The sequence below is a fragment of the Aureimonas altamirensis genome (assembly GCF_001463885.1).
Taxonomy (GTDB): Bacteria; Pseudomonadota; Alphaproteobacteria; order Rhizobiales; family Rhizobiaceae; genus Aureimonas; species Aureimonas altamirensis.
Window position 1 is genome coordinate 397,720 of record NZ_BBWQ01000001.1, and the last position, 13,437, is coordinate 411,156.

Below are 13,437 nucleotides of genomic sequence, written 5' to 3' on the forward strand. Positions count from 1 at the left end.
GTTGACACCGTTACGGTGATCGACTAGAAGATTCGTACGGTCGAATTTCTGTATCGACTGTCTGGTTTTTGAAAGGGCTGCGCCGACTTCGGCTGCGGCCCTTTTTCGTTTCCCAATCCCTGCATCTACCGTTGGAGCATCTGTGGTCCGACAAGCACGAAGCGCCGCCTCCGGCGGAGCGCAAAGGCGCGGTGTTGCCCAGGGGCCGCGCCTTGCCGAACTGGCGCGCGGCCATGCGGAGGCCGCGCTGGACGCCCTTGTGGAAATCGCCATCGAGGGCGGCAGCGAGGCTGCGCGCATCTCGGCCGCCAACGCCATCCTGGACCGCGCCTATGGCAAGCCGGGCGCCGGTGGCGGCGACGCCGCCGCACCCGATGGGCCGACCAACCCGAAAGATCTCAGCGACGATGAGCTTCTCAGTATCGCCAGCGCAGGCGGCGCACGAGCTGCTGCGCCGCAGGAGGGGGCGTGAAAGCCTGACGGGGTTTGCGGGTGCCGTCGCCATACCGGGGCGGCCCGACGAGGCGGTGGAACACGGTATCGCCGCCCACCACCGCCTGCTGATGGAAGCCATCGACACCTGCCTCGATACGGCAAATGGGCGGCTGATGGTGTTCATGCCGCCGGGCAGCGCCAAAAGCACCTATGCCAGCGTGCTGACGCCGCCTTTCGCGATGGGACGCAAGCCGGGCTTTCGCGTCATCGGCGCCTGCTACGCAAGCGAGCTTGCCCGCAAGCTGGGACGCCGCTGCCGCTCCATCGTCCGGCAACCGGCCTTCGAGCGGTTGTTCGGCACGCGCCTGTCGGCCGAAAGCGCGGCGGCGGACGAATGGTCGCTGACCAACGGCTCGGAATACATGGCCGGCGGTATCCTTTCGGGCATTACCGGCAACCGTGCGGACCTTGTCCTGATCGACGATCCGGTGAAAGGGCGGCAGGATGCCGAAAGCCCGGTCATCCGGCGCAAGACACTGGATGCCTATCACGACGACCTGATGACCCGGCTTTTGCCCGGCGGATCGGTGATCCTGGTGCAGACCCGCTGGCACGAGGAGGATCTGGCAGGCTGCATCCTGCCGGAAGGCTATGAGGGGCAGTCCGGCGACATCGCCTGCCGGGACGGCCAGACATGGCGTGTCCTTTGCCTGCCCGCCCGGGCCGAGCGGGAAGACGACCCGCTGGGCCGCCGGCCGGGCGAATATCTGTGGCCGGAATGGTTTCCGCGCAGCCATTGGGCGCCGTTCGAGCGCAACCCCAGAAGCTGGGCAAGCCTGTTCCAGCAGCGGCCTTCGCCCGACGAGGGAGACATCTTCCGTCGCGAATGGCTGGCGCTCTACGACACTTTGCCGGCGGGCTGCCGCTTCTATGGCGGGTCCGATTACGCGGTGTCCGACACCGGCGACTACACGGTGCATGTGGTGGTGGCGATGGATGCGGACGGCACGCTCTATGTCCACGACCTCTGGCGCGGAAAGGGCGAGCCCGACAAGTGGATCGAACCGCTGCTCGACCTGGTCGAGGCGCACGATCCGCTGGCCTGGGCAGAGGAAGCGGGCCAGATCAACAAGTCGATCGGCCCCTTCCTGCGCCGGCGCATGGCCGAACGGCGGGTGTTCTTCCACCGCCGTCAGGAGGCGTCGACCACCGACAAGGTGGCTCGGGCGCGCTCGCTTCAGGGCCAGATGGCGTCCGGCCGGGTCATGCTGCGGCGGGGTGCTCCGTGGCTGGCGGACCTTGTCGCCGAGCTGACGGTGTTTCCCAACGGCCGCCATGACGACCAGGTCGATGCACTGACCAAGACGACGCAGATGCTGGACAGGATGCGCGGCACAGCCGGCGCGGCCGACCTGCCCGCATCCAACCCCTTCATGGCGAAGAACGCGTTTTCGCGCCCACGATCAGGAACACGACTGTGACAGAACCCGATGCCAAGGACTGGGAAACGCGCCTCGAAGCCGCCCTGCGGGCCGAGCGCGACTGGCGGGAAAAGGGCCGCGAGGTGGTCGAGATTTTCCGCGCCGAGCGTACCGCCGACGGCGCTGCCGGACGCGGGCGCTTCAACATGCTGTACGCGAACACCTCGATCCTCTCTCCGGTGATGTACCAGCAGCCGCCGAGGGCCGATGTGCGCCGCCGCACGATCCCCGCCGATGGCGTCGCGGACCGTGCCGCCGATGTCCTGCAGGCGGCGTTGAATGTGGCCGTGGATGCCGGCGACCTGGATTGCGAGCTGCGGCGCCTGGTGCAGGACCTCCTGTTGCCGGGGCGCGGCGTGCTCCGCGTGCGCTGGGCGCCGGTGGTGCGGCCCGTGCCGCTGTCCGACGCCGCCGGGTTGCCTGTCCAAGACGCGGAGGGGCGGCCCGTCACCGAACCGCGCAAGGTCTGGGAGAGTGTCGAGTTCGACCACGTCTTCTGGGAGGATTTCGTCTGCGAGCCGGTGCGGCGCTGGAAGGATGTCGGCTGGTGCGCCTTCCGCCACTATCTGACGCGGACCGCGGTCGAAACCGGCTTCGGCGATGGCGAGGCGGCCGCCCGGCTGCTTGCCGACGAGGCCTGGTGCCGGGGCGCGTTCGTGCACAGGCCGGCCGAGCACGAGGACGAGAAGCATGGCGCGGACGCAGTCGAGAAACGTGCCCTGGTCTGGGAATGCTGGGACCGCGAAACGCGCACCGTTTCGTTCGTCGCGATGGGGCCCGACGGGGCCGTGTCCCTGCGCCGGGATGGCGACCGCCTCAAGCTGAAGGGCTTCTTCCCCTGTGCCGAGCCGCTGACGGCGGTCACCACCGGCAATACCATGGTGCCGGTGCCCGAATACGAGATCTACCGTGATCTGGCCGCCGAGATCGCCAGGCTGACCGAGCGTATCGACGCCATCATGCAGCGCATGCGCGTGCGCGGTCTCTTCAACGGCTCGATCGAGGAGCTGGCCGACGCACTGGAGGGCGAGGACGGCAAGATGATCCCCGTCGCCGCCGTCGAGATGGAGGCGCTGGCCAGCAATATCTGGATGATCCCGCTGGATATGCTGGCGCAGACGGCGATGGCTCTTTACGGCGCGCGGGAGCAATCCAAGCAGGCTCTCTACGAGGTTACCGGCATTTCCGATGTGCTGCGGGGTGCGTCCGTGGCCAGCGAAACGGCGACGGCGCAACGCATCAAGGGCAATTTCGGCACCCTGCGGATCGACGACAGGCGGCGGGCGCTGAACGCCTGTATCCGCGATACGCTGCGGATCGCGGCCGAAATCGTCGCCACCTGCTTCTCTGCCGAGACGCTGGCGGTGATGACGGGCCGCACCGTGGATGCCGAGGTGGAATCCTTCCTGCGCAACGATGTGCTGCTGCTCTGCAGGGTGGATATCGAAAGCGATTCCACCATCGCGGCAGATGAGGTGGCCGAGCAGGAATCGTCCGCCCGGCTGGTGCAGGCAGCAGCCAGTATCTTGCAGACCTTCGGCCCGCTGGTGCAGTCCGGAATGGCGCCGCCGCGCCTTGTCGGCGAGGTGCTGAAACTGGCGCTGCGCCCGTTCAAGGGCGCCCGGGACCTGATGGGCCTTCTCGACCAGCTTTCCGAGGCGGCGGCCGCCGGCTTGCCCGCGCCGGCCCAGCCGCCGGTGGACGAGGAAGCGGCGGTGCGGCTGCAGGCCCGGCGCGAGGCGCTGGCCATGGAGCGCGAGCGCCATGCCCTGGCGATGGCGGAGGGCCGGCAGGACATGGACATCGAGCGCCGCAGGCTGGCGCTCGACACGGCCCGCGCCATCGCTTCCGCAACCGCCCGCAAAGGGGAACGCCCATGACCGATTGCCGGTCCGATTTTCCATGTCCAGGCCTGATCCGGGACATCGAACCCTATCGCTCGCCCATTTCCGGGCGGGTGGTTTCGACCCGCGCCGAACGCCGCGCGGATCTGCAACGCCATGGCTGCGTCGATGCCCGGGACCTGAAGGGTATCCGGCCGGCCGAAGGCTCCACGCATGAGGGATGTTAACGTGGATACGGACCTGAAACAGGAAGATACCCCGCTGCCGCACGACGCCGCGCCGCCCGTCGAGGCGGACGATCTCGGCGCCCGGCTGCGCGCCCTCATCACCGAGGATCTCATGGCGCGCATGAAGCAGTCCGGCTTCGACGAGGTGGGCGGCATCGGCCATCTCATCGAGATGGAGCGCTATGCCGCCTCCGACCCGGCCGGCTACCTGAAGCTGGTGGCGCGCCATGCCGCCGGGCATGGGGTGGATATCGGCGCCGCGCTGCGCGAGGCCGTGCATGCGGGCGGCGCCGACGCGGACCCCCGCGCCGCCGTCATGCGCCGGATCGAGGCGTTCCGCGATGCCACGGACGAGGCAGGCGCACCCCGCCACCCGCATTACGAGGCGGTGTCGGGCGAGATGGCGTCTCTTATCCGCGCCGACCCCTCGCTGGATCTGGCACAGGCCTACGGCCACGCCGTGTGGATGAACCCGCAGGTCCGCGAAACCCTGATCGAGGCGGAGCTGGCGAACCGCCAGGCGAAGCTGCACGCGGACGACACCGACAAGGCCCGCCGCGCCGCCTCGGATGCCGCGCTGGCGGCGCGTCAGAACATTCGGCCCGGTGGCGGCGGTTTTGCCCGCACACCGGACGTCAGGAACCTGGATGACGCGATCGCCATCGCGCTCCGGCAGGTCAACGCTTAACAAACGAGGACATCGATGAACGCAGCCCAGCTTCGCCAGTTGCTTGCCACGACGATCGCCAATTATCGCCGGCAACTCTACGACAATGTCACGGGGTCCAACCTCGTGCTGGCCACCCTGCAGCAGAAGGGGCGCATCACCCCCCTGGACGGCGGCTCCGACATTCGCGGCCCCGTCGTCTTCGACGAGGAGGATTTCAGGTGGTATGACGGCGTCGACAGCCTTGGCCGCACGCAGAAGGAGACGATCGGCGAGGCGGTCTACACGCCGGGCATGGCGGCCGCCTCTATAACGCTGTCGGGCGAGGAGATGGCCAAGAATGCCGGCCGCTCGCAGATCGTCAAGCTTTTGCGGGCCAAGACGCAGAACGCCGAAAACACCCTGAAATCGGGCATCACCCGGGCCCTCTACGGCGATGGCTCGGTTGCCAAATCCTTCGTCGGCCTGGATGCCATCGTGTCGGATACGCCGGCCGTCGGCACCGTCGGCGGCATCGACGCCGCGGCAAAGCCGTGGTGGCGCAACAAGGCGACGACGGTTGCCATGGCGGGTGCCGCCGACGACCGGGAACGCTACAGGCGGCTGCGCCTCGGCATGAGCGCCCTGTACCGCCAGTGCTGCGTCGGCACCGAGAAGACCGACATCGTCACCCTGTCGGACGATGTCTACGGTCTGTACGAAAGCGGCTTGCAGGAAAACCAGCGCTACGCCGATGCCAATGCGGCGGCACTGGGCTTCGATACGCTGAAGTACCGGTCGGCGACCGTCATCACCGAGAGCGCCGGATCGGCCCATCCCGACGATAACGGCTTCTTCCTGAACACCGATTTCCTGAACCTCGAATACTACGAGGGCAGGGGCTTCGACGAACTCGACCTGCCGGAATCCACCCCGGACATGGACGCCGTCACCAAGCATATCGGCTTCATGGGCGCGCTCACCTGCTACAAGCGCAACCGCCACGGACGGTTGATCGTCACCGGCCTGTAAGGGCCCGCCAGACGCGAGTTCCGCCGCCGCGCAATGGGGCGCGGCGGCTCCAGGCGCCCAAGGGCTTTTCCCATGATCCGCTTCTTCGACAAGGCAGAGCCGTCCGGCCTGGGGCCGGACGGGCTCGCCACCTATCGCCTCGAAACCTACTTCGAATGCTACCGCGATTTCGCAACCCGCATCGTTCGGCGGGCGCGGCCCGCGGACATCGCCGCCTACCCCGCGCAGTACGCCGCCTATACACAGGCGCGGACTGCGGCCGACGAGGGTTTTCCGCTCTGTGCCTGGCCCGCGGCGGACGAGGCGGTGCAACTGGGTTTGGCCGAGCGCGGCATACGCACCGTGGAGAGGCTGGCCGCCGCCGACCTCGCATCGGCGCCCATCGAGTACCGCGAAGCCAAGGAGCGGGCCGAAGCCTTCCTGCAGACGCTGAGGGAAGAGGGGCCGCAGCGCGCCGCCGAGGTGCAGAGGCTGCGCGCGGAGGTTGCCGCGTTGGCGGCCGAAAATGCCGAACTGCGTGCCGCATTGGCGCAAGGGGCGCCTCAGCGCGCGGCAAGAGCCGGCAGCCGGCGCACCGCCGCGGAGCGTGGATGATGCAACTCGGCGAACTGATCCGCTCCATCATGCCCAGCCTGCAATTGCCGGCTCCGGCCTCCGTCATCGGCAATACCGACCCCGTCGTCCGGCAGATGCTGGCGGTGCTTGCCAGTGCCGCCGACGAGCTTGTCCGCCGCTACCCCTACACGCGGCGCCTCGTCGACGGAAAATGGATCAAGCCGCTTGCCGCCGCGGCCACCGATACGGCCACGCTGGATACGGACAATATCCTGTTCGATACGCCCGTCATTCGCGCTGCCGTCAAATGGCGCTGGCAGGAGGCGAACGGCTTCGATTATTCCGAAGCCTTCCGCCAATGCGAGGAAGCGCTTTCCCGCGTCGCGAGCCAGCATATGCGCGCCACGCGCGAGACGGTGGCGTTGTGATGCGGCGGCCGCTTCGGTTGCTATCCGCATTCGGGTCGGCACGCTCCGCGCCGGTGACGGTGCCCGCGCCCTACGGCGGGATCAACGGTGCGGATGCCATAGCCGGCGGCATGAACCCCGTGGATGCCGTGGACCTGTGCAACTTCGTCTGCATCGGCGGCGGGGTGGAAAGCCGGCCCGGCTATACCGTGCGCAACAGCCTGGGCACAGGCGCGCGTGTCGGCTTCCTGCACCCTTTGCCCGATCCTTCGATGGGCAGCCTGGCCGCCAGTGGCGGCAAGCTTCATCTTGTTGCAACGGGCACGACCCAGCTTGGCAGCGGCTTCGCATCCGATGGCTGGCGGGCCGCAGTCATGAACGGGCGCCTGTTCCTGGTCAATGGCTCGGACGCGCCCCGCGCGCTTGCCGGCACCACGCTGGAGACGCCGAGCTTCAGCGGCCCCGCCGCCTTGTCGGCCCTTCATCGGGTGCGCGCCCATGCACGGCGGCTTTTCTTTGCCGAGCGGGGTTCGGCGAAGTTCTGGTACACCGAAGCGCCGGGCAATGTCTCGGGAACGCTGCTGCCGTTCGACCTGTCGGGCGTCGGCAACAAGGGCGGCGTACTTGAGGAGATCGCCACCCTGGCCCCGGACGGGGGCACCGGCGGCGACGATGATGCCGTGGCCTTCTTCATGTCGTCGGGCGAGGCCATCGTCTATCGCGGGTCCAACCCGGGCGATGCGTCAAGCTGGGGGCGGGTCGGCGTCTTTCCGGTCGCGCGGCCGATTGCTGTCGAAAGCCACGGCGGCGACGTGCTCACCGTGTCGCTGGACGGTTATGCCGAACTGTCCCGCGTGCTTCCGTCGGGCCGCTCTCCCGTGGCCGGGTTCGGCAGCCGGATCGGGCGGCTTGCCCAAAGCTCCGCCGCCGCATTCGGGGATAATGACGGCTGGCAGATCCTGTACAGCCCGGCCCAACGGATCATCATCGTCCACGTGCCGCAGACCGCCAGCGCGGCGCAGCAGCATGTCTACGGCCTTGCAGCGGGCGGGTGGTCGCGATGGGCCGGCCTTCCCGCCACGGTCTGGGGCAATGTGGGCGAAGCGCTGTGCTTCGGCACCAGCGATGGGCGCATCTGCCAATTGGGCAGCGACAGCGATAACGGCACGCCCATCGTCGCGACGGCCCAGGCCGCCTGGAATTCGCTTGGCAGTCCCGGCCGACGGAAGCGTATCGGGCTCGTCAAGCCGATCGTCACCGCAACCTCCGCGCCCAGCATCCGCCATGTGCTCGGCGTGGACTTCCAACCGCCGGTTTACGGAGCGGAGGGCGCCGTGCCCCTGGCTGCCGCTTCGGGCATCTGGAACCAATCGGTCTGGAATGTGGCCACATGGGGCGGCGCCGAACAGGTCGCCACCGAGTTTCGGGGCGGCGGGGCCATCGGCGAATGGTTTGCCGTCGGCCTGCGGGTCGACAGCCGCGTCGGGCGGGTCAAATGGCTGGCCACGACGCTGATGGTGGAGGCCGGCGTATGAGCTACCTCATCCTGACCGGGCACCATGCCCATGTCGCAAGCTGGATCGCCGCCCGGGTGGAATCCTGCCAATCGCTGGAGGGCGCCGTCGCCTTCGGGGCGATGCGCGATGGCCGGCTGGTGGGCGGCATCGCCTTCACCGAGTTTCGGGGCCGCGATATCCGGGTAACCGTGGCGGGCGAGGGCGCCTGGCTGACGCGTCGCCTGTTGCGCACGGCTTTTGCCTACGCCTTCCAGGATCTGCGATGCCGGCGCATCAGCGCCATGGTCAAGCAAGGCAACCTTGCGTCCCGGCGCCTGGTGCAGCGGCTCGGTTTCCGCCGCGAAGGGCAGCACCCGGGCTTTTTCGAAGATGGCGACATTCTCTGCAGCTACGGCCTTCTGGCCGACGAATGCCTCTGGCTGAAAGGTTGAGACGATGGGAAAGAGCACACCGACAGCGCCAAACCCGTACACCACGGCAGCGGCGCAGGCGCAGGCCAACAGCGCAGCCGTGCGCGACAGCGCCGCTTACAATGCGGTCAACCAGTACGGGCCGCTCGGCTCAACGACCTATCAGCGGCGAAGCGACGGTACGCCCTATGCGCAGACCGTTACCCTTGCGCCGTCGGCCCAATCGGTCCTGGACGGACAATTGCGGGCAGCCGACACGCTGACCACCAGGGCCGCATCCATGGCCAACAACATCGCAGCCCTGCCGCTCGACGTTTCCAAGCTGCCGGCGCGGCCAACGACCATCCCCACGGCAGGAACGGTTACGGACACGATTCCCAATCAGGGCAACGCCCTGCAAACCGTTACCGCCACGGGGCTGCCGTCACTGCCCGGCCTTGCAGACTTCGGTGCGGACGCGGCACGGGCGCAGAGCGCGTCGTTCGGCAAAGCGCAGGCCCTTTTGCAGCCGGACATGACCCAATCGCGCAACCGCCTCGTCCAGTCATTGTCCGACAGGGGTATTCCACTCGACAGCTCTGCCGGCCAGGCGGAGTTGGACCGGCTGGACCGGGCCCAGTCGGAGGCGATGAACAGGGCGGCCTATGATTCCGTTGCGGCGGGCTCGCAGGAGCAGTCGCGTCTGTTCGGGCTTGCTTCCGCCGCGCGCGGCCAGCTCTACAATGAGGGGCTCTCGACGGCCGGGTTCAACAATGATGTCGCAAACAGCCGATTCAGCCAGGACCTTGCGTCGGCGCAGTTTGCCAACTCGGCCCAGAACCAGCGCTTCTCGCAGGCCGCCCAACAGGCATCCTTCTCGGCGGACCAGCGCGACAGGGCCCTGTCGGAAGCCCTGACATTGCGCAACCAGCCCCTGGTGGAAACGGCGGCCATGCTGCGCGCCGCGCCGTCATTCCAGATGCCCGGTTTCCAGCAGACACCTGCCTATTCGGTCGAGGCGCCGGACATTTCCGGCCTGGTCGAGGCGAACTACCGCAATCAGGTGGCCGCCGCGAACCAGCGTCAGCAAGCCCTGTACGGCAGCGCCACAAACCTTGCCACCACCGCCATCGGTGCACCGTGGTTCGGACGGTGGTTAGGAATATAAGCAAAGCGCTATCACCGGGAAGCTTTCGGCTGCCGGATCGGAAAGGCACGCAACGCGCGTCTTTCTTATTCGACTGAAAACTTGAATAAGAACAAATTCCTATCAGTAAGGAGGGCACTGTGAACGTTTTCGGAATTCAGGTCGGGTCGCAAGGCAACCTTCAAAATCAGGAGCCAACAGCCCCTTCTTATTTCCAGGGGGCGATCGACGAATTGGGTTCCACGGCGGCCGCCTTCGCGATGCATGCCGGACAGGGTTTGACGTTGAACTTCGGCGACGATTAGCTCAATCGATGTATGGTGATACATCATAACGCGAATAAACTGTTGAGCTTCGTCACGTCAAATAAACCTTAAGTCGCGGCACAATCCATATCTGTCAGCTGAAACTATAGGAAAAATCCCAACATCAAGATGCCTAAATCTCGGGCTTGGTCGAGGCAACCAGTGCAATCGGGTGAACGCCGTCAACCGGCGCCAGCAAGTCCCGTGTGGCAAAGCGGCAAACCCTGCCACAACGGCCATCGGCGCGGCGTGGTCGGACTATAAGCAAAGCATGTGGTCGATAGAGTATCGGCTACCATGGTAGCAATGCACGCAGCGCACGTGCCATCAGCCCAGGCAGTTGAGATAGTCGCACATACCCCCCCGTCTGTACCAGAATCCAGGGGCCGAACAACATTCCATACAATGCTGTCAACTGCCAAAGAAAATTGTGATAGAATTTGAATGAATCCATCGACAGAAAACCAAAGATTAATAGAAACATGAAAATAAATCGTAGCCTGCGAGACCAAGGAACTTTGATGTCGAGCATCTCGTAAGGGTTATGCTCAATCCCCTGTAAATCAATATCAACAAGCGTCTCGCGGCACCCAAAATCGGCCTCTCGATTTTTTTGCCGCTCGACAATAAAACGGCTTCGCCAAACCATAAGAAAAATTTCCTAATCTTGCTATGGGCGGGGTATGGTTGGCTTTCGAGGCATTCCTGGCGCGATTAGACACATGTTTGTGGAGCGGGATAACTTCAATCACTTCCACCGGATCTCAAGGTGCAACCAGAAGGAACTTATTGCGGTGGCACCGGAGAACGTCATTAGACTGAATAACCAATCGGTTCTGAATAGGTACCAAAAACTCGAAACGACGACAAACACGAGCGCACTTGCGATAATGACGTTATAGCCACGGTCGGTTGGTCTGTTGTCATCACACTCGTATGTGCGCTGGGCGTTTTGGGCCGGCCAATTCATTTGACTGCCTGGCGCGTAGAAGTGTGCCGGCAAATCCTCTGCTGTCGGTTCGTCGTCGAATTTCTGCCCGCCCATAAACACCCCCATGCCCCAAAGCCGATATCACCGCGAGGAACAGACCGGGAACTGAAGACACCGATCGCTAAATGTCAACATGCAACATTCATAGGGCGGTCGTGCTGCGACCGCAGGATGGGAGATGCACATGCCATTCGCAGGCAATAATTTCGTGCGGAACCAGAACTTCGTTTCGGACCGCAACGCGGGGCCACCCAGCAACACCATTTCCGCCGAGAAGGTCGACAATGAATTCGACAATCTCACCGCCGGTCTGACCACCGTAAAGACCGCTCATGAAACTCAGAAGTCGCTTTTCCCGGTGCCGGCAACGGCTAATGCCGGACAATATATGCGGACGAACGCCGCCGGCACGGCATTCGAACTCCGGACCGCCGAGCAGACGCGGACCGATCTGTCCGTGGTGCTGCCAGGCAGGTTGGCCTTCCAATATCCGACCACGACGCAGTGGGTAGTGCCGGCAGGCGTGAGGCGTGTCTGGGTTGAGGTCTACGGCGGGGGCGGCGGCACCACCGGCTTCTACCAGGGGACGGCCAATGCCAAAATGTACTCCGGTGGAGGTGGCGGATACGCGGCAAGTTACATCGACGTGACACCCGGCGCGGTTATCCCCATAACGGTCGGCGCGGCCGGAGCCACCGGGTCGACTGGCCCCGGCACGAATGGCGGCGATAGTTCGTTCGGCACCTTCCTCAGCGCTGGTGGCGGTAAATCCGTGCAGTACGACGGGGACGTCGCAATGGGCGGTACCGCACCTTACTCGGCAACCATATTCCAGATGGGCGGCCGAGGCAGACCTGCCCCCATGGGAGGTGTGGAGGCAAAAAGCGGGATGGCCGGCGGGCCGCTCGGCGGCCGCGCTATCGGTTGGTTCGACGCCGTCTCACCATGGCCGGGCGCGGGTGGCTCTGCGCAACAGCTCAACCAGACGAATGCATACTATACGGCCGCCGGGGCCGGGGCCGTCATCGTCAGTTGGTGAACGCCGGACGCATAGCCTGTTTCGACAAGCCGCCGCGAGCGGCTTTTTTCATGAGGTGAACCATGCCAGATCGATATTCCAGTTTCCCGGCCGCGCCGTTCGGGCCGGCCGGCGCTTTCTTCGCGGTAACGCCAAACGATGGTGCGGAGCTCGCTTACCTTACGACGGGCCTCTACATCGGCGGTGCCGGCGACGTATCCGTGGCCGACCCGGTAACCGCCGTACCGGTTACCTTCAAGGCGGTGCCCGGCGGCTCTATCCTGCCTGTGCGCACGGCCCGCGTGCTGGCAACGGGAACCACGGCAACTTTCATTGTTGGTCTCGCCTGATGGCGCCGGCCATCGGCCCCGGCCTCGGCGTATCCTTCTGTCGCCGGGCGGCCGGTCCGGACGTTGATGTCCTGGCTCTTATCGCACGGATGGCGGTGCCGCCCGACGCGGCCCGCGCAAAGCTGATCGCAGCGCTGGTCCGCGATCTGAAATCATCGGGCGTATGGCAGACGCTCGATGGCCTCTACGTCATGGCTGCACACGACGCGCAGGCTGCGCGGCTGAACTGGCGCGGCGACCTTTTGAACCTTACGCCGGCCGCCTCGCCGATCTTCACCGCGGACAGGGGGTACCAGGGCGACGGCGCTGCCGCGTATCTGGCAATCGACAATGCCGACGCGAATGCAATTCGCTTTACCGAAAATGGCGCCAGTATCGGCGTATGGCTGAATGTCTGTACCGCCGAGCAGAGAAACGTGCTCGGCCGTACCGACAACGGCGCTCTGCAGCTTATGCCATTGTCGGCGGCCGATACCATCACGGGGCGCATGCAGACGGTATCCGGCTCGCAGCAGACGACGATCGTAGCCGGCTACACCGGCCGCGGAATGACACGCATGACGCGAGAGGTCATCGGGCAATACTATCTGCGTCCCCATGGGCTGGCGCGCGCGTTGCGTACGGTGCCTGCCGCCTCGGGCAATCCGCGAAGGCCACACCGCTTTCTGGCCGGCATCAACACAAGCGGGACGATGCTGTTCAGCACCGCCCGCATCGCGGTCGGCTATTTCGGTGGCGCACTGACCAACGTCCAGGAAGTGGCGATGGATGCGGCGCTTCAAACCTATCTCAGTGCCGTTGGGGGTGCGTGATGGCCGAACTGGACTGGATCGTGATGTCCGCCGACGAACGGGCGCGTGCAACCGTGCTGAACGACGATCAGGCGTTTCTGGGCGCGCGGCGGATCGTTTTGGGTGATCATGCCGGGCAATGGGTCGTCCCCGCCCGCATGCTGACCGACCCGGATTATGAACGCTGGCACGCCGATCTTTCTTGCATGCCGCACCTTCGGGCCAGCCCCGATGCGCTTTTCCGGCCTCCCGAGCCGGACATCGAAACCGATTGACGATCCCGCCGTACCGGCGGGGTTTTT

The 13,437-nt window shown here is 65.4% G+C and carries 16 protein-coding genes; 15 read left to right on the forward strand and 1 reads right to left on the reverse strand.

What is annotated here, in order from left to right; genetic code table 11:
* Positions 1–142 precede the first annotated feature (142 nt).
* The 11 genes from AUL31_RS20455 to AUL31_RS20175 all read left to right on the forward strand — a co-directional run bounded on the left by AUL31_RS20455 (position 143) and on the right by AUL31_RS20175 (position 9,985).
* Entirely contained in the window at positions 143–472 is a 330-nt protein-coding gene (locus AUL31_RS20455) for a hypothetical protein (RefSeq protein WP_060600408.1), read from the forward strand.
* Complete coding sequence (gene terL, locus AUL31_RS01840; protein ID WP_159439779.1) at positions 408–1,916, forward strand: phage terminase large subunit; 1,509 nt, start codon at positions 408–410, stop codon at positions 1,914–1,916. Before AUL31_RS20455 ends, terL begins: the two co-directional genes overlap by 65 nt.
* Positions 1,913–3,796 (forward strand): hypothetical protein, encoded by a 1,884-nt coding sequence (locus AUL31_RS01845; protein ID WP_060600412.1) that lies wholly within the window; start codon positions 1,913–1,915, stop codon positions 3,794–3,796. Before terL ends, AUL31_RS01845 begins: the two co-directional genes overlap by 4 nt.
* A 177-nt stretch (positions 3,797–3,973) precedes the next feature.
* Positions 3,974–4,675 carry a hypothetical protein gene (locus AUL31_RS01855; RefSeq protein WP_143190101.1) on the forward strand — a complete coding sequence of 234 codons (702 nt, stop codon included), beginning with the start codon at positions 3,974–3,976 and terminating at the stop codon, positions 4,673–4,675.
* 15 nt (positions 4,676–4,690) lie between these two features.
* Positions 4,691–5,665 (forward strand): phage major capsid protein, encoded by a 975-nt coding sequence (locus tag AUL31_RS01860; protein WP_060600419.1) that lies wholly within the window; start codon positions 4,691–4,693, stop codon positions 5,663–5,665.
* Positions 5,666–5,737: 72 nt separating this feature from the next.
* Entirely contained in the window at positions 5,738–6,259 is a 522-nt protein-coding gene (locus AUL31_RS01865; protein WP_060600421.1) for a hypothetical protein, read from the forward strand.
* Positions 6,256–6,648: a hypothetical protein gene (locus AUL31_RS01870; protein WP_143190102.1), complete on the forward strand. Its 393-nt coding sequence runs from the start codon at positions 6,256–6,258 to the stop codon at positions 6,646–6,648. Before AUL31_RS01865 ends, AUL31_RS01870 begins: the two co-directional genes overlap by 4 nt.
* Positions 6,648–8,162 carry a hypothetical protein gene (locus AUL31_RS01875; RefSeq protein ID WP_060600425.1) on the forward strand — a complete coding sequence of 505 codons (1,515 nt, stop codon included), beginning with the start codon at positions 6,648–6,650 and terminating at the stop codon, positions 8,160–8,162. The genes AUL31_RS01870 and AUL31_RS01875 overlap by 1 nt, the downstream gene beginning before the upstream one ends.
* The gene (locus tag AUL31_RS01880) at positions 8,159–8,575 is read left to right on the forward strand and encodes a GNAT family N-acetyltransferase (protein ID WP_060600426.1); all 417 of its coding nucleotides are present in this window, start codon (positions 8,159–8,161) and stop codon (positions 8,573–8,575) included. Before AUL31_RS01875 ends, AUL31_RS01880 begins: the two co-directional genes overlap by 4 nt.
* A gap of 4 nt (positions 8,576–8,579) precedes the next feature.
* Positions 8,580–9,701 (forward strand): hypothetical protein, encoded by a 1,122-nt coding sequence (locus AUL31_RS01885; RefSeq protein WP_060600428.1) that lies wholly within the window; start codon positions 8,580–8,582, stop codon positions 9,699–9,701.
* 119 nt (positions 9,702–9,820) lie between these two features.
* Positions 9,821–9,985: a hypothetical protein gene (locus tag AUL31_RS20175; RefSeq protein WP_156417278.1), complete on the forward strand. Its 165-nt coding sequence runs from the start codon at positions 9,821–9,823 to the stop codon at positions 9,983–9,985.
* A 292-nt stretch (positions 9,986–10,277) separates the two neighbouring features.
* Here the strand turns inward: AUL31_RS20175 and AUL31_RS01890 are convergent, their stop codons facing one another.
* Positions 10,278–10,634 (reverse strand): hypothetical protein, encoded by a 357-nt coding sequence (locus tag AUL31_RS01890; protein ID WP_060600431.1) that lies wholly within the window; start codon positions 10,632–10,634, stop codon positions 10,278–10,280.
* 526 nt (positions 10,635–11,160) lie between these two features.
* Here AUL31_RS01890 and AUL31_RS01900 point away from each other — a divergent pair.
* The 4 genes from AUL31_RS01900 to AUL31_RS01915 all read left to right on the forward strand — a co-directional run bounded on the left by AUL31_RS01900 (position 11,161) and on the right by AUL31_RS01915 (position 13,410).
* Complete coding sequence (locus AUL31_RS01900; protein ID WP_143190103.1) at positions 11,161–12,015, forward strand: glycine-rich domain-containing protein; 855 nt, start codon at positions 11,161–11,163, stop codon at positions 12,013–12,015.
* Positions 12,016–12,077: 62 nt separating this feature from the next.
* Positions 12,078–12,344 carry a spike base protein, RCAP_Rcc01079 family gene (locus AUL31_RS01905; RefSeq protein WP_060600437.1) on the forward strand — a complete coding sequence of 89 codons (267 nt, stop codon included), beginning with the start codon at positions 12,078–12,080 and terminating at the stop codon, positions 12,342–12,344.
* Positions 12,344–13,156, forward strand: coding sequence for a hypothetical protein (locus AUL31_RS01910; protein WP_060600439.1), 813 nt, complete (start codon positions 12,344–12,346; stop codon positions 13,154–13,156). Before AUL31_RS01905 ends, AUL31_RS01910 begins: the two co-directional genes overlap by 1 nt.
* Positions 13,156–13,410 (forward strand): hypothetical protein, encoded by a 255-nt coding sequence (locus AUL31_RS01915; RefSeq protein WP_060600442.1) that lies wholly within the window; start codon positions 13,156–13,158, stop codon positions 13,408–13,410. The genes AUL31_RS01910 and AUL31_RS01915 overlap by 1 nt, the downstream gene beginning before the upstream one ends.
* Positions 13,411–13,437 lie beyond the last annotated feature (27 nt).

Bases quoted from the DNA above. Each gene is read 5' to 3' on its own strand.
- terL (WP_159439779.1), top strand. From the start codon at position 408: ATGAGCTTCTCAGTATCGCCAGCGCAGGCGGCGCACGAGCTGCTGCGC.
- AUL31_RS01855 (WP_143190101.1), top strand. From the start codon at position 3,974: ATGAGGGATGTTAACGTGGATACGGACCTGAAACAGGAAGATACCCCG.
- AUL31_RS01860 (WP_060600419.1), top strand. From the start codon at position 4,691: ATGAACGCAGCCCAGCTTCGCCAGTTGCTTGCCACGACGATCGCCAAT.
- AUL31_RS01865 (WP_060600421.1), top strand. From the start codon at position 5,738: ATGATCCGCTTCTTCGACAAGGCAGAGCCGTCCGGCCTGGGGCCGGAC.
- AUL31_RS01870 (WP_143190102.1), top strand. From the start codon at position 6,256: ATGATGCAACTCGGCGAACTGATCCGCTCCATCATGCCCAGCCTGCAA.
- AUL31_RS01875 (WP_060600425.1), top strand. From the start codon at position 6,648: ATGCGGCGGCCGCTTCGGTTGCTATCCGCATTCGGGTCGGCACGCTCC.
- AUL31_RS01880 (WP_060600426.1), top strand. From the start codon at position 8,159: ATGAGCTACCTCATCCTGACCGGGCACCATGCCCATGTCGCAAGCTGG.
- AUL31_RS01885 (WP_060600428.1), top strand. From the start codon at position 8,580: ATGGGAAAGAGCACACCGACAGCGCCAAACCCGTACACCACGGCAGCG.
- AUL31_RS01890 (WP_060600431.1), bottom strand. From the start codon at position 10,634: ATGGTTTGGCGAAGCCGTTTTATTGTCGAGCGGCAAAAAAATCGAGAG.
- AUL31_RS01900 (WP_143190103.1), top strand. From the start codon at position 11,161: ATGCCATTCGCAGGCAATAATTTCGTGCGGAACCAGAACTTCGTTTCG.
- AUL31_RS01905 (WP_060600437.1), top strand. From the start codon at position 12,078: ATGCCAGATCGATATTCCAGTTTCCCGGCCGCGCCGTTCGGGCCGGCC.
- AUL31_RS01910 (WP_060600439.1), top strand. From the start codon at position 12,344: ATGGCGCCGGCCATCGGCCCCGGCCTCGGCGTATCCTTCTGTCGCCGG.
- AUL31_RS01915 (WP_060600442.1), top strand. From the start codon at position 13,156: ATGGCCGAACTGGACTGGATCGTGATGTCCGCCGACGAACGGGCGCGT.